Origin of the sequence: Paenibacillus sp. MAEPY2 (genome assembly GCF_000499205.1) — a bacterium.
In the GTDB taxonomy this organism is placed as follows: domain Bacteria; phylum Bacillota; class Bacilli; order Paenibacillales; family Paenibacillaceae; genus Paenibacillus; species Paenibacillus vandeheii.
This window is the reverse complement of sequence record NZ_AWUK01000058.1, coordinates 16,784-36,438: the sequence shown is the minus strand read 5'-3', so window position 1 is coordinate 36,438 and position 19,655 is coordinate 16,784. Positions and strand designations below refer to the sequence as shown.

15 protein-coding genes are annotated in these 19,655 nt (G+C 46.6%); all 15 read right to left on the bottom strand.

Annotated elements, in window-relative coordinates; translation table 11 throughout:
* Positions 1–79: 79 nt before the first annotated feature.
* The 15 genes from P364_RS0132320 to P364_RS0132250 all read right to left on the bottom strand — a co-directional run bounded on the left by P364_RS0132320 (position 80) and on the right by P364_RS0132250 (position 19,375).
* A complete protein-coding gene (locus tag P364_RS0132320; RefSeq protein WP_024634132.1) occupies positions 80–1,177 on the bottom strand; it encodes a PdaC/SigV domain-containing protein in 1,098 nt (365 codons plus the stop codon).
* A gap of 365 nt (positions 1,178–1,542) precedes the next feature.
* On the bottom strand, positions 1,543–2,295 hold the full coding sequence (locus tag P364_RS0132315) for an SIMPL domain-containing protein (RefSeq protein ID WP_024634131.1): 753 nt from the start codon (positions 2,293–2,295) through the stop codon (positions 1,543–1,545).
* 147 nt (positions 2,296–2,442) lie between these two features.
* The gene (locus tag P364_RS0132310) at positions 2,443–2,712 is read right to left on the bottom strand and encodes an HPr family phosphocarrier protein (protein WP_017691248.1); all 270 of its coding nucleotides are present in this window, start codon (positions 2,710–2,712) and stop codon (positions 2,443–2,445) included.
* Between the two features lie 178 nt (positions 2,713–2,890).
* Positions 2,891–3,829 (bottom strand): DNA-binding protein WhiA, encoded by a 939-nt coding sequence (gene whiA, locus P364_RS0132305; protein WP_024634130.1) that lies wholly within the window; start codon positions 3,827–3,829, stop codon positions 2,891–2,893.
* A gap of 6 nt (positions 3,830–3,835) precedes the next feature.
* On the bottom strand, positions 3,836–4,822 hold the full coding sequence (locus P364_RS0132300; protein ID WP_024634129.1) for a gluconeogenesis factor YvcK family protein: 987 nt from the start codon (positions 4,820–4,822) through the stop codon (positions 3,836–3,838).
* Positions 4,823–4,835: 13 nt separating this feature from the next.
* Positions 4,836–5,735 (bottom strand): RNase adapter RapZ, encoded by a 900-nt coding sequence (rapZ, locus tag P364_RS0132295; RefSeq protein WP_024634128.1) that lies wholly within the window; start codon positions 5,733–5,735, stop codon positions 4,836–4,838.
* A gap of 51 nt (positions 5,736–5,786) precedes the next feature.
* Positions 5,787–6,737 (bottom strand): ROK family glucokinase, encoded by a 951-nt coding sequence (locus P364_RS0132290; protein ID WP_024634127.1) that lies wholly within the window; start codon positions 6,735–6,737, stop codon positions 5,787–5,789.
* A gap of 443 nt (positions 6,738–7,180) precedes the next feature.
* On the bottom strand, positions 7,181–8,212 hold the full coding sequence (locus P364_RS0132285; protein WP_029881471.1) for an AI-2E family transporter: 1,032 nt from the start codon (positions 8,210–8,212) through the stop codon (positions 7,181–7,183).
* Between the two features lie 160 nt (positions 8,213–8,372).
* The gene (trxB, locus tag P364_RS0132280; protein ID WP_024634125.1) at positions 8,373–9,332 is read right to left on the bottom strand and encodes a thioredoxin-disulfide reductase; all 960 of its coding nucleotides are present in this window, start codon (positions 9,330–9,332) and stop codon (positions 8,373–8,375) included.
* A 169-nt stretch (positions 9,333–9,501) separates the two neighbouring features.
* Positions 9,502–11,235, bottom strand: a complete 1,734-nt coding sequence (locus P364_RS0132275) for a tetratricopeptide repeat protein (RefSeq protein WP_024634124.1) — start codon at positions 11,233–11,235, stop codon at positions 9,502–9,504.
* A gap of 194 nt (positions 11,236–11,429) precedes the next feature.
* Positions 11,430–13,181 carry a hypothetical protein gene (locus P364_RS0132270; RefSeq protein ID WP_024634123.1) on the bottom strand — a complete coding sequence of 584 codons (1,752 nt, stop codon included), beginning with the start codon at positions 13,179–13,181 and terminating at the stop codon, positions 11,430–11,432.
* A gap of 39 nt (positions 13,182–13,220) precedes the next feature.
* Positions 13,221–14,093, bottom strand: a complete 873-nt coding sequence (locus P364_RS0132265) for a carbohydrate ABC transporter permease (protein ID WP_024634122.1) — start codon at positions 14,091–14,093, stop codon at positions 13,221–13,223.
* Between the two features lie 70 nt (positions 14,094–14,163).
* A complete protein-coding gene (locus P364_RS0132260) occupies positions 14,164–15,063 on the bottom strand; it encodes an ABC transporter permease (RefSeq protein ID WP_024634121.1) in 900 nt (299 codons plus the stop codon).
* Positions 15,064–15,201: 138 nt separating this feature from the next.
* On the bottom strand, positions 15,202–16,791 hold the full coding sequence (locus P364_RS0132255; RefSeq protein ID WP_024634120.1) for an extracellular solute-binding protein: 1,590 nt from the start codon (positions 16,789–16,791) through the stop codon (positions 15,202–15,204).
* 331 nt (positions 16,792–17,122) lie between these two features.
* Positions 17,123–19,375, bottom strand: a complete 2,253-nt coding sequence (locus P364_RS0132250; RefSeq protein ID WP_024634119.1) for a helix-turn-helix domain-containing protein — start codon at positions 19,373–19,375, stop codon at positions 17,123–17,125.
* Positions 19,376–19,655: the final 280 nt, after the last annotated feature.

Sequence of the window (19,655 nt, the reverse complement as noted above, 5' to 3'; positions counted from 1 at the left end):
TGACGAGAGCGTCCTTTTTTGAAGATACATATGAGTGCATGATATATATTTATTCGATTTTACTTTAACTCTAATACTTTTACTTGTTTGCTGTTAAGCCACTGAACGGCTCTGTGCCTTTAGGTAGCAACTCTTTATACGTGAACGGGAATTCCGGGAAGCCTTCTGCGTAAGCTGTGTACTCATACAACTGGAAGAATACAACAACACCTGTTGGTGTTACATAGAAATCCTGATCTTTATTCAGGCCTTTATAGCCTTCAAGGTAACCTCCACGAGCTTTAAGCTGATCTCCAACTTTTTTGCTTACCGTTTCACGCACAGTTTTGTTATTTTGAATCACATCATCCAGACTCAGTTCCTTACCGGAATCCAGGGCAAAGGTGTGTCCTGAACGAGTCGTCATCCCATGTGCACCAGCATAATCTTCATAACGCTGAGTGATCAGACCCAGAACACCGTTTTCGTTGTACGTCACGACATAAGTGCTCTCAAATGCATATGGACGGTTCGCTGCTGCGTCGCCGAAATCCTTGGTTTGTTTTTTGAAATCCGCTACAAAAGCATCGACTTCATCTTTCAGCACCTTGTTGATGGCCGCTTCTGCTTTATCGTTAGCCAATCCGCTCACCTGAGGATATTGAATATCAACTTCGGCGTTCTTGATGCTCACCTTCACGGTTGCCGCCTTAACCGCCACACTATTCTGCTTTACCTTGCTCAGCGTCAGTGTCTTCGCTTTTCCATCCCAGCTGCCCTGAACTCCCAGATAATCTCTCATTGCAGAAAACGGAATATACAAGCGGCCATTAATCAGCTTCGCTTCGAATTGTGGGTAGTAATTGTTAATTCTAACACTCGGTGCCCCATCAATCATGCTGATTGTCATCGTATTATTGGCTGCCGTTAAGGCGTACTCTTTAGCCTTTGCATCATATTTCAAGCTTCCACCCGCCACATCCTTCACTGCGGTAAGCGATACCCAGGTAGAACCACCTTGCAGAAGTCCTTTTTGAGTAAGTGTTTTGCCTCCCGATTTCAGGGGTACCTCAGTAGGTGTTGTCACTTTCGTCGATACAGATGCCGCCTGTACGGAATTATCCTGCCATACAGCCCCGCTCCCCACAATAATTCCTGCCGCCAATAGTGCACTTGTCCATTTTTTCCATGATGTCATATATATAACTCCTCTCTCGAATTCAAATTTGAGTGTCATTGCGTATGTATCCTGATTTGTTCGTATGTCTCATACGCTCACCTCTTTATTATAATTAACCCAATTCCGGAAAGGTTTACAGCTTCAGTTACAATGTTGTTCGATCCAGATGCCTATAATGAAGGTTTTGTTACGAACAAACGGACAAAAAAGATACCAAAAAACAGCAATTTAATTCTTCATATTTCAACTCTTCTTTTCAAACTTCATCAAAGTCCGCCTTTATAACAAAAAAGACGCTATCCATCGGACAACGTCTTTGTCATTATTGCCTTTCACCCGATCAAGCATCTCTTTTAACGGACATTCGGCAATAATCATTTTGCTTATTTCATTTCATAAGTAATATTGAGCGTTGTGCTTACTTTAACCTGTCCTGTTTCAATGGCTGTTCCTCCATTAGTATCCGCTGCTTTGGACATCAGGGACTCACTTGCATAGAACACAGGCACATTAGCGTCACCTTGACTCACGGAAAGAACAGCGCCCAATTGGCGTTTAACCGCTTTTGCAATAGCTCCAGCTTTTACATCAGCATTAGCTACGGCTTTCTCAATCACTTGAGCTTCAAAGCTCTCCGGTTTTTCTACCGTAAAACGTACATTCTCAATGTTGTTGGCACCAGCTTCGGAAGCAGCATCCAAAAGCTCTCCGATCTTGTCCATCTGACGGTAAGTCACGGTCAGTGTGTGATGAGCGGTGTACCCTTTAATCTTTTGTCCGTCTTTGTCGCTATACGTATAGTTAGGCTGTACGTAGAACTGGCTGGTTTGAATATCGTCCGCACTGATTTTCCACGTACTTTTCAGCAGATTGCTCACCTTTTGAATTTTCGCTGCATTCGCTTTTTGAGCAGAGGCAGCTGTATCCGCCGTACTGTTCACTCCGATGGAAAGATAAGCGATGTCAGGCTTCACCTGAATTTCACCTGTACCCACAACGTTAATCACGTTTTGTTGTACCCCCTGTACCTCAGCAGCATACGCATAATTACTAGGCGCCACCCACGCCGTACCTCCAACAAGCAATGTACCTGCAACCATCACCGCGCCCAGCGGTTTCATCCATAATTTACCCATTACGTTAGCCTCCTTAAGTTTTAACATCTCATACTCAAATCGATTTGATACCTAACAGACGGGCTTAATTCCATAATGTTGCACTTGACAGCTATAAAACGCAAAAAAGCCCCTTTCGGGACTTCTTCATTGGGTTCAAATCATATCTTATTGGTTCTCAAGCTCTTCCTTGCTTACCAGACTAACTAAAGCGTTTACAGCCTGTTCGGCGTCCGCGCCTTCTGCACTAATCTGGATTTCCGTACCAGTACTGATTGCAAGGCTCATGATCCCCATGATACTTTTTGCATTTACTTTTTTGTCGTCCTTCTCGACGAACACTTCAGATGAGTACTTATTCGCTTCTTGAACGAACAGTGCCGCAGGTCTGGCATGGAGACCCGTTTTCAAACGGACAACTACCGGGTGCTTTGTCATGGAAACTTACCCCCTATTATGAAATCTGGACATTAAATACACAATTATATTTATAACATTATACCATATAACCAGAGCAGGACACTAGAAGAAAAACTCAGGGTAATTGGGATGTCATTATTATGACCCATTTTAGCCTTTTTACATCGCCCCATTACACCTGAGCTGCCTCTCTTTTTCAACCGTAACGCTCGTTACGAACCTTCTCAGCCAGCTCATCAATTTTGCGAAGCCGGTGATTCACTCCGGACTTGCTGACTGTACCCTTAAGCAGTTCGCCTACTTCCTTCAAGTTGATATCCGGATGGGCGAGTCTGACTTCAGCCACTTCACGAAGCTTCTCGGGCAACGACTCCAGACCAACTTCCTTTTGCAACAGTCTGATGTTATCGATCTGTCTGACTGCTGCTCCAATCGTTTTGTTCAGGTTAGCCGTCTCACAATTGACAATTCGGTTGACGGAATTACGCATATCTCGCATGATCCGCACATCCTCGAACTTGAAAAGGGCCTGATGTGCACCAATAATACTGAGCAGCTCAATGATTTTCTCGCCTTCCTTAATGTATAGGATGAATCCTTTTTTGCGTTCTATACACCGGGCATTGAGATGAAATTCATTCGCCAGGTCCACCAGGGCCTGACAGTGCTCCTCATACATGGACGCAATCTCCAGGTGGTAGGATGAACCTTCGGGATTGTTGACCGAGCCTCCCGCCATAAATGCCCCTCGGAGATAAGCACGTTTACAGCAGTTATTATTGAAAAGCTCTCCACTGATCCCGGGAGTAAACAGAAATCCTTCGGATACAATGTACAGCTCTTTTAAAATCTCTTGTACCATGGTTGGAATCCGAACAATATACACATTGTTCTTTTTCAGCCGCATTTTTTTGCGGACAAGCAATTCCGTATGCACTTGAAAATGCTTTTTAAGCAGAGAGTATGCCCGTCTTGCAATGGCGGCATTCTCCGTCGAAATATCCAAGATGACCTTTTTATTCGATAACTGCACCGCACCAAGCATACGGATGAGGGCTGAAAGTTCCGCCTTTTCGCAGCACGGTTCGCTTTCAATCATCGTTAGTTCTTTTTTGGTCTGTGCTGCAAACGACATGGGACTTCACCTCTTCCGTAACATCCAATTTTGTACAAGTTGATAGATGTGATGGCTCAGCTTGTCGGCATCATGACGCAGATAAGTCCGGAACAGGACCAACGTATCCGCAACCACTTGATAGCCGGCACTCTTCAGCACATTCATATCGAGCACAACCGGTTTAGCTCCTTTTTCCGCATACTTATTCTGCACCTGCAGCGGAATATCACCATTATTTACAATGACATAGTCGAAAATTTGGTGTCCTATATGTTCATGTACCGCCTTGAGGTGGTCACTCACCGTATAATTATCCGTCTCTCCCGGCTGTGTCATCACATTACAAATAAACATTTTCACGGCGTCAGCCTCAACGACAGCTTCAGCCAGCTTAGGAACAAGCAGATTGGGCAGAATGCTCGTGTATAGACTACCTGGCCCAATCAGGATGGCGTCTGCCTGACGAATGGCCTCCACCGCCTCTGGCAACGGCTCCACGTGATCCGGTTCAAGGAAAACGCGTTTGATCCGTAAGCCAGCTTCAGGGATCTTGGACTCGCCCGTAACAATCGAGCCATCCTCCATCTCTGCATGCAGAATAACGGCCTGCCCGGCTGCGGGCAATACCTCACCCCGAACGGCAAACACGCGGCTAAGTTCCCGCACAGCGGTCACGAAGTCGCCCGATATATCCGTCATTGCAGCCAAAATCAAGTTACCCAGGCTGTGGCCTGCAAGCCCCGCGCCTGTATTGAAGCGATAATTCAGCATATCCGACAACAATGGTTCTACATCCGCTAGCGCCGTAAGTACGTTACGAATGTCGCCCGGAGGCGGCATTTGCAGCTCATTACGCAGGATGCCCGAACTTCCTCCGTCATCCGCCACCGTGACGATGGCCGTGATGTCCAGCGGCTTTTCCTTCAAACCGCGCAGCATCACGGATAATCCGGTTCCGCCGCCCATGACTACAATTCTCGGACGTTCTCTTCGTGGTCCGGCTTCTTTCATCCCTTCACCCTCTTCAATGACGGTCCCGGTCGGCGTCGCGATGGCTCACGGTGACAGCCTCAGTTTCGCTGCTTCCCAACATTTTGCCCAAATATTCCGATATTGCTACCGAACGATGCTTGCCTCCGGTACAGCCGATTCCAATAATAACCTGGCTTTTGCCTTCCTTCCGGTATTGCGGAATCAGAAAATGCAGCATATCCAGTAGCTTGGTCAGAAACGCCTGCGTCTCCGGCCATTTCATAACATATTCGTATACATCATTATTCTGTCCCGTATTCGGACGTAAATGCTCAATATAATGCGGATTTGGCAAGAAACGAACGTCAAACACCAGATCCGCATCAATTGGAATACCGTATTTGAACCCAAACGACGTAATATTTACCGACAGCATATGGCTTTCCAGATGAGAAAAGCGGGATATGATGCGCTCTTTCAGTTGAGCAGGCTTCATTGTACTGGTATTCAGCACCTGAGTGGCGGAATTTTTGAGCTCCTCCAGCATTTTACGTTCCAGCCGGATGCCGTCCAGCGGCATGCCCTCAGGAGCGAGTGGATGTCTGCGCCTGCTCTCCTTATAGCGCTGGACCAATACAGAGTCTGTCGCGTCCAGGAATAATATTTCGCAATGAATGGTAAAATGATCTTTAATATAGTTCAGTGACTCGGACAAAGCCGTAAAGAACTCACGCCCGCGAAGATCGATAACAAGTGCGACCTTGCCAATTTTGCCGTTCGATTGTTCAATCAGTTCCGCGAATTTCGGAATCAATACCGGCGGAAGATTATCCACACAGAAGAATCCAAGATCCTCCAGGCTTTGTACTGCAATCGTCTTGCCTGCCCCGGACATGCCCGTAATGATAATGAGCGTGGCGCCTGTGCCCGGTGAAACTTCACCTTCAAGCATAAATGTCCCCTCCTTATCATATTGCTGTCGGATTATACTGTTACGAGGTTACTAGGAACGCAAGAGAAGACCAGCCGCGCCAACAATACCTGCATTATTGCCAAGTGTTGCTTCAAGAATTTTAACGCCTTCTTGCAGTGGTTCAGGTGTCAGTTTCGCAAATACTGTGCGTACTTCATCAAACAAAATATTACCCGCTTTGGATACACCGCCACCGATAATGAACATCTCGGGGTTAATTACAGCCGCTACAGCCGCCATCGATTTACCCAAATAGAACGCTGCACGATTGACGATACGCAATGCAACTTCATCGCCCGCTTTGGCTGCATCAAATACTTCCTTGGCTGCAATTTTGTCGACGAGTGCCAGTGATGTATGATCTCCACGCTCTACAGCGTCTTTGGCCATACGAATAATCCCAGTTGCTGAAGATACAGTTTCCACGCATCCCATTTTGCCACATCCGCACTGGATCGCTTCCAAATCAGGGACAACACTGACATGACCCAGCTCACCAGCCATACCGGAGAAACCCTGATAGATCTTGCCGTTTAGGATCAGTCCGCCACCAACGCCTGTACCAAGCGTATAGCATACACAGTTGTCCACGCCCTTGCCAGCGCCAGCCCAGGCTTCACCCAGTGCAGCCACGTTTGCATCGTTATCTATTTTGACCGGCTTGCCCAGACGTTCTTCCAAAATCGAACGAATGGCTACATTCCGAAATCCGATGTTAGGGGCAAGAACGATAATTCCCTCGCGTACATTGGTGAACCCAGCCACGCCCGCTCCCACACCTTCAAGCTGCTCCCAGCTGAAAGGCGATTCGGCAACGATATGACGGACATACTTCTCGATGTTGGCAATGACCGTGTCAACGCCCTTATCCACTTCAGTCGGTCCTTCATACGTATACATAAGCTGACCGTGTTCATCACATATACCGACCTTGATTGCTGTTCCGCCGAGATCGACCCCAACGTAGATTTTCTCAGACATGCTACAAGCCACCTTTATCTATCTATAATAGTTTAATCCTACGTACCAACTATAATTGAAGGATACGCCTGGGTCAAGACGATAAGACCTTTGCTGTGATTAGCTTCCCCGCTATTGTGAACAACATCACAGGCTATTTTTGAATACGTATACAACCCCATTTGTCTCTATTAAAAACGCAAGCTTCATTTCTTCCTCCATAGAAGAGGAAGCCTCAACTCATGATATTGCATATCCACTCGTTCCATGCGTAAAAGATGACATTTGTCATCTGAAAGTTATGACAGCTCTTATTAACCCATACCCAGTGCGTTCAGGAAACAGATACCTTCTCTGACAATGTCACCTTAGGGAAAGAGAGCAAAAACGCCATCCAGAGAATGGGTGGCGTTTTACATTTTTTTGAACACTTACCTAGCATTCAGCAGCTATTCAGCTACTGGTCACAACTTCGTTTCCACACGAATGGGCTCTTCCGTTTTTTCCATCTTGTTAACATCCAGAATATCAAGCAGGAAGACAAAGATCGGAATACCGATGATAAGCCCCCAGATTCCCAGGAAATGTTGAGACAGAATCAGTACGATAAACGTGTAGAACATCGGCAATTTGGTTTTGTGTGCCATCAGCTTCGGATTCAGGAAGTACGTCTCCAGCGCATGAATGATGATGATCATAATGATCACGATTACGCTGAGCTGCAATCCTCCCAGTTGATATCCGATTAGACACAGTGGAATCAAAGAGATGATAACCCCCGCAACAGGTACCAGACTCAGCATGAACACCAGAATGGTCAAGGCGAATAAGTACGGGAAACCAAGTATCCATAATCCCAAAATCGTCAAAGCTGTATTGAATACCGCAATCAACAACTGCGCCTCAATGACTTTACCAAAGGAAGATACAAATTTATCTCCAAGGTAAGCCACTTCATTATAGAACCAGCCAATCTTGCTTGTTTTGAACTTGGAGGTAAACTTGGAAATCTCCCGCTTTTGCAACAAGAAGAACAGACTGAGGATGATGACCAGCAGAATGAACTCCAACCATTTGCTTAACGCAAAAATATACTTCAATGCATCGTTGGTATAGTTTTTAATATCGAACGATTGCAGATAACCTGCAATTTTGGAAGCAAAATTATCACCGTCCGCGGTATCAAGAAACTTCATGATCTCATTCGTTAACTGAACGACCTGATCCACGATCCGTGGTGAATACCTGGAGATACCCAGTACAATGGCTGCAATAACGATAAGATAGAGCAGGATGACGACAACTTTATAGTTAACCGGAAATAAACGATTCAACTTCTCTGTGATAAAATGCTGCAACCTGTTCATGACATACGTCACCAGGAATAACAGCAAAATCATGTGCAGCATACTCCCCATGCTGAAAAGCACCAAACAAAACAACAGCAGAATCAAAAATCGCCGCACTGTTGCATTCTGTAACCAATCTTTTATCATTTCCCCCAAAGTCTTCACCTCACAGCTAATATGCCCATTATGTATACGATCTGATGCTCATTTTGGTTTCAAAAAAAGAGAAGCCTTCCGGCTTCTCACATCATGAGACTTCCCGTTGTCTCTATTACTTAATTTATGCCAAACCATACCCTTTTCATGCTTACTTATCCAGTGTTTCGCTCCAGTCATGCACAATGCTGCCTTCAAGGAATTTCTCGCAGTCCATTGCGGCCATACACCCTGAACCTGCTGCTGTAATGGCCTGACGGTACTTCGTATCCTGAACATCACCACAGGCGAACACACCCGGAATGTTAGTCTCGGTAGTACCTGGTTTAACGACAACATAGCCGTGTTCATCCAGTGTAATCTGATTGCTCAGGAAACCCGTATTCGGTGTATGCCCAATTGCTATGAATACGCCGTCGGCTTCAAGCAACTCTTCCTGCCCGGTCTCGTTATTGCGTACCTTAAGCCCTTTAACGCCAAGAGCTTCAGGCACAACTTCGAGCGGTGTACGGTTCAACGCCCATTTCACCTTCTCGTTGCCGCGAGCCCGATCCTGCATAATTTTCGATGCACGCAATTCGTCCCGGCGGTGAACCAGTGTAACGTCTGTTGCAAAACGGGTCAGGAAGCTGGCCTCCTCCATCGCGGAGTCTCCACCGCCGACAACGACGATTTTTTTGCCACGGAAAAAGAATCCGTCACATGTGGCACATGTGCTTACCCCACGCCCCACATTCTCCTGCTCTCCCGGAATGCCGAGATAACGGGCCGAAGCGCCCGTAGAGATAATGATCGAATCGGCTTCCAGTTCACCGATGCCTCCAACTTTAACCTTGAAGGGCGGTTTGCTAAAATCCACTTCTTCCACCCAACCATTTTTGAACTCAGCTCCAAAACGCTCCGCTTGCTTGCGCATATTGTCCATCAATTCCGGACCCATGATGCCTTGTGGAAAACCAGGGAAATTCTCAACTTCCGTTGTCGTCGTCAATTGACCTCCCGGTTGTAGACCTTCGATAACCAGTGGGTTTAGATTAGCACGAGCTAGATATATCGCTGCTGTCAGACCCGCAGGTCCGGTTCCGATCACAATCGTTCTGTATTTAGACATATAGATACAGCCTCCTTAATAAGGTTGAGAGTGTGTTGAGTGGCGATTAACTTGCTATGATGATATCCTACAGGCATGTCGAGACCTATTCGTTAAGTTTACCCGTTTTCCAGGCCAATGTATCCTTCACGCCATGAAGTCTTTCCCAAAGCGAGGTTTCAAGGAACATTTACAAGATCGGTGGGTTGGAGTTGCATACTTTGTTAATTTGCCGTGCATATTTGCTGACTGTGGCAGCTGATATGCCATATCGATCGGCTATGCTTTGGTAGGTCACTGGACGACTATGAATCTTGGCCGCCAAATATTCCAACCCCGCTGCCAAGCCTTCAATTTGCTTCGTGCCAGGCACCTCCGGGTGTACGCGAGATACATAGTCGGTCCACAGCCGTTCCATTTCTTGCTGCAATTCGGCTTTGGCTTCGGACATCTGTAACGCACGGTCCACGACCGCCTGCCAATGCGAAGATGGTTTTGTCTCCGTTTGTTCCGTCATCGACTCCATCTTCGGAATGGTGCGTTTGCTCAACGCAGTTAACGGTAGTAGAACAGGAGAATCATCCTGTTTAGCTTCTTCTGAATCAAGACCATGGAGTACAGAACGAGCGGCTTCCACCAGCTCCTGATCTTCACCCGGTTCCTGGATAAAGGATTGCAGTGCCTGCTGCACCTCATAATCTCCAATCATGCCAAGAGCATGAATGACCTGAAGCTTGGTAGCCCGATCCCCATGTCGCAACGCCCAGAAGAAAGAGGAGCGGATCAAGGGATCGTTTTTCATCTCTTCAGGTATGCCGTTGCCATAGTTCTCCCATTGTCTGAATTGCTCGTCAAATGGCAGATGATAGTGATAACTTAGTTTTTCCGGATCTTTTTCTCCCTGTCTCACAGCCTCAAGTCCCGACAGATAGTACCGGGATACTTCCGAACCCGGGTCCAGCTTGCCCACGTGACGCCACAGACGTTCAGCTGAATCGTAACGTTCCGTATTATAAGCAGCGACTGCTGCATAATGTGCGAGAGCCGGGTCTGCAGCGGTTTCTTCATCCTTCAACAGGCGACGGAAATGTACATAAGCCGTATCATGTTGACCCAGGATACCCATCGTGGTAGCCAGTTTGTAGACCTGTTCGTGCTGGAAAGGCACGATGACTCGTAATTTTTTGATCAGAAGCAGCACTTGGTCAGCTCGATTCTCGTTCTGGTGAAAGATTGCGAGATTACACAATGCATGCAAATTACCAGGCTCCTGCTCCAGTACTTCGGCAATCGTCTCTTTCGCTTTGGGAAACAGCCCCATATAATAATAGGCAAGCGCCAAGTTGTTGCGAGCAGCCAAATAATCAGGATAATCGGGTGCCATGCCTTCCAGCAGCTCAGCTGCCTGTGCAAACTTCCCTTGTTCCAACAATTCCCGCGCCTGATCGTGTTCAACGACACCTTTACGTGATTTGATCCGGTTCAGTTTGGCTGGTCGATCCAGCTCATAGTACAGAAGCTCCATCATCTCTTCGGCTTCCGTCATAAACTGACCCTGGGTATCCTCCTCCAAATACGTAACAAGCGCTTGCTCAGCTTCTTCAAACCGATCCATATTCGCATAATTGTTCGCCATATAGAAATAACATTCCGTCATGGACGGATCTACCACGTCGAGCACATGCGCAAGAACGGCATTCGAAGCCTCGTAATCCCCCTTCTCTGATAATATACCCGCCATATTACAATGATTCACCGGATTTTCCGGTTCATATTCAACAGCTTTACGAAAATATTTTAATGCCTTGTCGACGTGATTACGGTCCAGCGAGCGGACAGCTCTCTCAAAAAAGAAAGAAGCATCCAAGTGAATCGGTATAACATTGGCAAGGTGTCCCTCAGCCCGCAGTAGCTTGCCCTTCATCTTCCAAGGCACCTCCTCTTTGCTTTCATTCATACTCTCCAGTATACCACATCTTAAGGCCCACTTCTCAATATGTAGTTTCATGTCGTTTATGCCAAAAATGCGCAAAAAAGATGACACCCCTCACTCCTTTCGAATGAAATGTCATCTTTTTGCTTCATGGACTTTTACTTACTAAAAGAGATTCATCAGAATTACAGCTTTAATGCCATGGATGGCGAAAGGGAGATATGAACCTTCTTGTGGAAAGGGGTCATAAAGTTAACCAGCACAACCTTACACTTATCAGGCAGCTTCGCCTCACGTACGGTTGCCGCCAAATGCCCCACCTCGCCTCCGGTCAGCTCAATCCAGTCATCTCCACAGGAATATCGTAATGTGCCGCTCTTCCACAGGTAATGGCCCTCATTCGTCTCAAGCAATTCCCCATGGGAAAGCTCGCCCTCGCTTCCGAACACGAAAGACAGCTGCACCATGATCTGCTCCGGCTGCTCTCCCGCCAGTTTCAGTGTCCAGCCATTTTCGGTTGGTAATACTTCCGTCTGTACACGGAATGTCTGCTCGTGGGTGAGCGCTCGACTCTGATGGGGTAACAAATACCACGGACTGATGGCTGTTCTCGCCGTCTCAGGCAGTTGGCTATCAGGGATCGGACCATAGTAACCCTTCTTCTGCTCGCCCGTTAGACTATAACCTGCTGGCAATCGAGACATGTGCTGCATCGGCACATACCCTGGATTAAAATAGGAGGCCAACTGAACAGCCAGCAGACGTACCGCACCATGACGAAGGGCAAAAAATGAAGGCACCTCCGTCATTACGGTCGCGCTTGTATTACCGGACCGAATACGTGCTACAGGTGCGCCAAAGTCCGTGTGCAACCGGCTGTGCGAGATCCGTCCATGATGACCTGCCGATTCCATTCGCTGCAAATAATTCTCTCGCACAAATTGTTCGTTCAGTATGATCTCGTACAGCTCAGGCAAATGATCACGTGCCTTACCTGCCTGCTGAAGCTCAGGCTCCAGCAGTAGCCGAACGAGCGCATTGACCGAGCAGACGCCGGGATCTGTTAACATTTCTCCTGCCCATTCAGCCATGCCGGCAAAGATCGGATCTCCGTCCAGCCGGGCCAAAATGGCATACGGCAAATAATACGGTGATAGATCATGCACGCTCCCCAGATCCTGGCGACCTGAGTAATCCGTAACAACCTCACCGGTTGGATGTACTAGATATACCATCATGCGCAGATTGAGCCTCACCGGTTCCAACAACTCAGGACGATTTAACAGACGCGCCGCATGAATCAACATGATGTCGCTAACCGCGCTGTAGATTCCGTTGCTTCGTTCAGTCCATTCCCCGTCAGGCGTAATATCCATACCCTCAGCCAGCCACTGCTCTGCACGCTGCACCGCTTCCTCCAGGTCAAACAATTGATGCAGGAAACCGAGCGCCGCGCACAGCACCCAGCGATGGTTCGGGGTATGACAGCCCCCGGTTAACATGACCGGAACAGTTCGTTCCAGAAACAGGCGCATATTGTTCAGCACAGGCTGCAATGGCTCCCAGTCCTGCTGCTGAAGAAGTTGATACAACTGAGCATATCCCACGACGACAAATGCTGTATCTGGCGGAGAATGGGAATTGGTCCAGCCGGGGGAGATGGAGCCATCTTCATGCTGGTTACGGAGTACGTACTCCGATGCCAGAAGCAGGCGATCAAGCAATTCATTGTCTTGGAAATAAATCGAATCGGGATTAACAAGCGCCGCTCCCCAGTAACACATGTCCGTAGGCGTTCCGGTCGTGTGGTTGACCCAAGCTATACCTGTATAGGGATCAATCGTTCCTCCATAATAGCGGCTCTCCGGGTCAAGTACTTGCCGGGTAATCCCTTTCTGAACTGCTCTGTCATTACTGTCCACCAGTTGTTTGTACATGTCTAGTCCCTCCAAACAAATGCATTTACATCGTTATCATCAACCCTTGACTGCCCCAAGCATGGCACCGCTAACAAAATACTTTTGCAGCCACGGATAGACGAGAAGAATGGGTACAGTCGCAAAAACGACGGTGGCAGCCTTGAGGCTCTCCGGGGTTAATGGAGCGCGATTAGCACCCTCCATCAGCGTAAGTTCGCTCACCATATTGTTTTGTACCATTTGGAAGAGCTTGAGCTGTAAGGGATATAGCTGAGGGTCATTAATATACAAAAGGGAATCCTGGAATCCATTCCAGCGTCCAACCGCATAGAAAAGGGCCAACGTAGCCAATACAGGCATGGATAGTGGCAATATAATTTTAAAGAGCGTGTGTACATGTGAACTGCCGTCAATCTCTGCCGACTCCTCCAAACTTTCCGGTATGCCTCTGAAGAACGAAATCAGGATAATTAGGTTAAACGGACTCACCAGACCAGGCAGAATCAATGCCCAGACCGAATTAAGCAAATTGAGATCACGAATGAGCAAGTACTCAGGTATCATCCCGCCACTGAAAAACATCGTAATAATGATGACATACATAAAGAGCTTGCGCCCTTTCAGTTTTTTCTTGGTTAACGGATATGCAGCTGCAAGTGTGAACAGCATGCACAGCACTGTGGTCACGACAGTCAGAACCGTTGTGAAGCCCAGTGAATAGAGCATCGATTGATCAGAAAACACCTGAATATATGCATCCCAATTGATTTCTTTGGGGAATATGGTCACTTCACCTGACGTAATCGCCCGGTTCGAACTGAGCGATATTGCAATCGTGTGCAGAAACGGAGCCAGACAAAATATAACAAACAAAATGATAAAGGAGATATTAACGATATCAAAAATCCGGTTTGAGGTGCGTTCACTCATATGCACACAGCTCCTTTACTGATGGTCTATACAAACAAGCCGATTGGCGTATCTTTCATTCTTTAATAACCTACAAAATACCTTCACCGGTTGCTTTTTTTGAAATATAGTTAGAGCCGAGCACAAAGATAAGTCCCACAACGGCCTGGAACAAACCAACGACGGTTGCTAGTGTGTATTGTCCTGATTCAAGACCAACTCTGTATACAAAGGTACTGAGTACATCGGAATATTCACGCACAGCCGTGTTACCGATAATATAAGGCCGATCAAAACCGATACTGACCATATGTCCAAGATTGAGAATAAGCAAGGTCACGATGGTAGGTTTGATGCTCGGCAACGTAATATGCCAGATTCTCTTCAGCCGTGATGCTCCATCAATCTCAGCCGCTTCAAACAATTCCTTGTTCACGCCGGTTAATGCGGCCAGATATAGAATGGTTCCCCATCCTGCACTTTGCCAGACACCTGTGAACAGGTACGTCACAAGCCAAGGATTCTTCTCTGTCAAAAATGGTATCGAATTTAACCCCATGCTCTCCAGCACACCGTTAACCATACCCGATTGATTACCAAACAATTGGTATACAATCCCCCCGATGATCACCCATGAAATAAAGTGAGGAATGTACAGAATCGTCTGCGATATTTTTTTAAACCATTTAAATCGAACTTCATAGAGCATGATTGCCAATATAATAGGTGCAGGGAACGAAACAATCAGATCAAGAAAATTCAGCATAAAGGTATTGCGTAGTGTCGTGTAGAAGTCACGCATCCCAAATACCTCACGGAAAGCATCGAAACCGATCCACTCACTACCGTTAATGCCCTGAAACAGGTTGAAGTCTTTAAAGGCGATCTGAACACCGTACATCGGTCCGTAGCGAAAGATCAAAAAGTAGATCAGGGGCAGTGAGATCAGTGCATACAATTGCCAATACCTTTTCAAGTATGTGATCGTCAAGTCGGTTTCCTCCTATCAACAAAGAAACGGCTGTGCCGCACAAACCAGCGGCACACGTCCCTTCCAAAGTTATGCGGTAACATGTGTATCTTATTTGGAGCCATGATGTGTAAGGATTATTTATTGGGTAACGATTACTTACTGAAGTGCTTCTTCAAGCTCTTTCTTCAATTCTGTGCCACCGAGCGACATGAAATCATTCATTTCCTTTTCATAAACAGCTTCAAATTCCGCAGGCTTAGCCATCGCCGTTTTTACGATAATCACTTTTAGCTTATCATTCAGCGCCGTCCCATATTTGGATTCCGCTGCAATTGGTTTGCTAAAAACGATCGGACCGATGGTGTCGGTATTAGCAATGTTAATGGATTGTCTCATCAATTCCTGATTATTCTCCGGGAAGCCCGCGATCCATGCTGCTTCATTTACTTCCTGGTCTCCGATCACTTTGCCATTGGCAATAATAGCCATATCACCGGAATTGTAGATGCGATCCTTCATTTCCTGTGTTGCGTCATTTTTGACAACTGGAATTCCATCGACCATCTCGTAATTTTCACCTTCGACGCCGCTGTACATATCAAGCAGATTATTTCCAGAAGCCATCCAATCCAAATATTTCACTGCTTCTACAGCTCGTTTGCTGCTCTTTGGAATCATGATATACATTCCGTTGCTACCGTAACGTGATTTGATATATTTATTGTCAACATTGGCGTTTGTATAAGCGTCGATTGCTGCAACTTTGCTACCCGGCACGTTTTTGTACAAATTATCCAGCATACCGTCTGCGTACAGAATCTGACCTACATCTTCCGACATGTAACCGATGTTGCCGTTTTGGAAGTCCTTAACCAATTGAGTTTTCTCTTCATCAAGACTGAAATCTTTGCTGATCAGACCTTCATTGTATAATTTGTTAAGGAACTGCATCGCGTCCTTAAAGCCTTCATGCAACGGTAATTCGTATCGTTGACTGTACGTCAGTCCATCCTGAATCGGCTTGATAAACGAATAAATCAGTGTCTCATACTGAGCTGGCGCAAGTGCCATACCCATTGGGATGTTTTTGCTTCCCAGATTACCCGGATCTTTCTCTTTAAATGCTTTTAGCGTCTCGTAGAGCTCATCCGTTGTCGTTGGAGCCTTCATTCCAACTTTGTCTAGCCAATCCTGGCGGATATAAGAATTATAACGGGCAGTAATGGCACGTTTACCCGGAATGGCGAATTGCTGACCTTCAAGCTGACCAAACTTCAACAAGTCTTCACCCAAATATTCTTTCAGGTTAGGTCCATGCTCATTAATAAGCTCACCTACGTCTGTAAGTCCGCCCTGCTGGGCATAGCGATAGAACACACTCGAGTCATACACAAATACAATATCCGGAACGTCGCTGGCGCTAGCCATCAACACATTGAGCTTCGTCGTTTCCTCCGAACGCTGAACCGGTACAAATTGCACATCAATGTTATTTGGATCACCAAACTGTTCCTGAATCCATTTAGTCATATAGTTGTTGGTAATCGTATACGGTGAAGGGCTGTTACCACGATCAAAAACCTCGACTTTCAAGGTAACGCGCTCACCCTTGCCCGATGCGCCGCCCTCTGCTGTCTCTTGATCTGATGCAGATGAGCATCCAGCAAGTAGAGATACTCCCATTACCATCGTAAGTGCTAATCCCATCCATTTCTTAAGATTGCCTTTGGTTGCTTTTCCTGTCATTTTGTCATCCCCTTTGGCTTTGCGTGAATGTTTAAAGCTTGCCCAGAGTATTCCACATCTTTCCGTACGCTGGCAATAAACCTGTTTCGGAAACGCTTACATAAGGATAATGGTTTATCCCTAGCGACGATTTTCGCAGACTGACGATTTTCGTAAAGGGGCCACAAACAGGAGTAAATCAGGGGCTTCTTGCATAAACGCAGGCTCCGGTCGGATTCCAGGCTTACACCAGCAGCAAAAAGGCGAACTTCTGCATGGCGCCTCTTGAGAGATACACCTGCATGAAGTCCACCCGTGCTTAGAGATTTAATTCGCAGCATGAGCCTATGGTTTATGACTCTGTTTCGTGATGTTCACGTTTCAAACGGCGATAGTCACCTGGTGTAATACCCGCAACCCGCTTAAATACTCGTCCCAAAGTAATCCCATTGGCGTAGCCCACCTTCTGGGCGATGTCCTGTAACGAAAGATCCGTATTCTTGAGCAGCCGCTCCGTTTCCTTCATCCGCAATTCTGTAAGGAAGTCTACAAACTTCATATTGAACTCTGTCTTGAACAAATAACTCGCATGTTTGCCGGTAATCTGGAATCGATCACTCAGATGTTTCAGCGAAAGATCTGGATTCGCAAACTGTTCTTCAATATAGTTTCTCATTTCATTGACCATCGCTTTGTAGCTCTTGGTTTCAGTTACCGACACATAAGTTCTGAACAGATCCGTGAGGTCATCAAAAAGAATGTCCTTAACACCTTCAAGTGTCTCCGCTTCTTTCATCAGCATTAACCACTTGTTAATGTTTTCCTCCGATAATTTCTCCTGCAGCTGTTCAGACATGACCGCTACTTCACGGCTGAGCATCTGCAGCATCGCCTGAATCAAGGAGTGAATCTCATCATCCGGCAGCTTATCACGTTCAAAAGCCGCGAAAATCTCCTCCAGCTGATCACGCCACTGACTGCTCGACATCCGAAACCGTTTAACAAAATCAGCAATCATCTGCAGATAAGTATAGGTATCAAGCAGCTGCTGCTGAGTTTCTCCATACCCGGCCAGTGCCACATCCCCGTCTCTCAGTAATCTGCGGTGCATCACAGTCTCAGCCGCCACGTATGATTCACGAATGGCCTTGATACCCTCTGCAATCGGTCCGATACCGAAACTCAAGGATATACGCAGATTCTGCTCAACCCAAGATCGGCATTCCTCTGCAACCAGGCGAATCTGCTCTGTCATATCCACACTGCTGTCTGTGGACAGGAAAAGGATTGCAATCTGATCCGAGCTCACCCATTCCGTCCAGCATTGCATATCTGCATTGCGTGAGAGCTCTTGCAGAACGTTCATTAGCGCAAATTTAAGCGTATTCTGCTCACCTCTCGTGAACTGTTCCTGGAAGCCCTTCTCATAACGGTTGATTTCGCCAACCACAACAGCGAAGCATGACGAAGTATCCATACCAGTTAACGGGGAAAGATCCTTCAATCGTTCTACCGCATGATCCAGATTTTCTCCATTCAGCAGATCGTTAAAAAGTTTGCTGCGTTGCAGTAACACGTTTTCCCTGCTCTTTTTGTCCGAATCCATCATATGGTTGATCAGGTTTTCCAACACGCCGTCAATCAATTTCATCTCATCGGTACGAGAGCCGGATTGTTCCAGCACCCGAATCTGATGAGCCTCAATCCGGTTCATAATGATCTGAATAGGCTTATAATTACGACGAGTAATATAGATGATATAGAAAATAGCGCAGATGACTGTTACAACCGCAATGGCCACCCACACATAGGACACGACCGAGACCCAGCCATACAGGTTTCCTTTCTTGATTCCACTGGAGATCGTCCACCCCAACCGTTCCAGCGAAAGGGTGTTCAGCTCTTGTCCTTCTACGGCACCTTCACGATCTGAATGCGCATCGTATAGAACCTGACCGTTACGGTCAAGAATGCTCATGAAGGAAAGCTGTCCATTGACCATACTGTCAATACTCTGCTCAATACTGCTCATCTTGATATTAATGACAAGCACCCCATCCGAACCAAATGGCAGGGGCATGTCTTTATCTACCGTCAACACTCGAATAGGCGTACGCTGATTAACCCCCGCATCGTATTCCCTGACAGGCTGCCAGCCTGAAGCAATAGAACCGGACTCCATTTGGTTGATCCACGCCTTGTCTGAAAAGCTGTCTATATCCTTGGATCCGCTTGACGTTAAAACGCTTTCATTTTTCTTGTCATATAAATAAATCGATTGGATCCAAGGGTTGGAACTCGTCAACTCACGTAAACTCTGTGCAATGCTATACTCGGTCTCTTTGCCCACCTGATTCTGGCTATTGAAATAGTACTTGTAGGCCTGTTCACTCTGCACCGCTTCCATCAACGAAAGCTCAATATCCCGGAGCGTCCGGTCCAGACTGTCCGCCAAATAACTGGAGGAGATGCGATCTGCTTTCCTTGTTTCTTCCCTGGAGATGTCATTAATGAAAACAAAAGCGATAAAAATGAGTACGGTCATGGTAAGAAAGAAAATAGGAAAATAAGAAAATAGTAGCCGATAATACCAAGTCCGGGACAATAGACCCCACTCCTCACTCCACGACACCAGTGTATATTGCCGTGGTTCTACTGTTCATTACATCCGTCACATCTCTGGGATTGAGTCACCCTAACAGCACGCAGCCATAGAACTAATTTTAAGTTATTATAGCACAAGCCTTCAGGCAGCAAAGCAGGAATCGATTGTCTCCTCGCTCTTTTCACAGCTGAATCCTTGCCCTCATCCATGATCATAAAAAAACAAAAACCGTGCTGAGCAGCAAACTACTCCAACACGGTACAGTAAACCTGGATTCGCA

Coding starts and splice junctions, on each gene's coding strand:
- P364_RS0132320 (WP_024634132.1), bottom strand. CDS start 1,177: ATGACATCATGGAAAAAATGGACAAGTGCACTATTGGCGGCAGGAATT.
- P364_RS0132315 (WP_024634131.1), bottom strand. CDS start 2,295: ATGGGTAAATTATGGATGAAACCGCTGGGCGCGGTGATGGTTGCAGGT.
- P364_RS0132310 (WP_017691248.1), bottom strand. CDS start 2,712: ATGACAAAGCACCCGGTAGTTGTCCGTTTGAAAACGGGTCTCCATGCC.
- whiA (WP_024634130.1), bottom strand. CDS start 3,829: ATGTCGTTTGCAGCACAGACCAAAAAAGAACTAACGATGATTGAAAGC.
- P364_RS0132300 (WP_024634129.1), bottom strand. CDS start 4,822: ATGAAAGAAGCCGGACCACGAAGAGAACGTCCGAGAATTGTAGTCATG.
- rapZ (WP_024634128.1), bottom strand. CDS start 5,735: ATGCTTGAAGGTGAAGTTTCACCGGGCACAGGCGCCACGCTCATTATC.
- P364_RS0132290 (WP_024634127.1), bottom strand. CDS start 6,737: ATGTCTGAGAAAATCTACGTTGGGGTCGATCTCGGCGGAACAGCAATC.
- P364_RS0132285 (WP_029881471.1), bottom strand. CDS start 8,212: ATGATAAAAGATTGGTTACAGAATGCAACAGTGCGGCGATTTTTGATT.
- trxB (WP_024634125.1), bottom strand. CDS start 9,332: ATGTCTAAATACAGAACGATTGTGATCGGAACCGGACCTGCGGGTCTG.
- P364_RS0132275 (WP_024634124.1), bottom strand. CDS start 11,235: ATGAAGGGCAAGCTACTGCGGGCTGAGGGACACCTTGCCAATGTTATA.
- P364_RS0132270 (WP_024634123.1), bottom strand. CDS start 13,181: ATGTACAAACAACTGGTGGACAGTAATGACAGAGCAGTTCAGAAAGGG.
- P364_RS0132265 (WP_024634122.1), bottom strand. CDS start 14,093: ATGAGTGAACGCACCTCAAACCGGATTTTTGATATCGTTAATATCTCC.
- P364_RS0132255 (WP_024634120.1), bottom strand. CDS start 16,791: ATGACAGGAAAAGCAACCAAAGGCAATCTTAAGAAATGGATGGGATTA.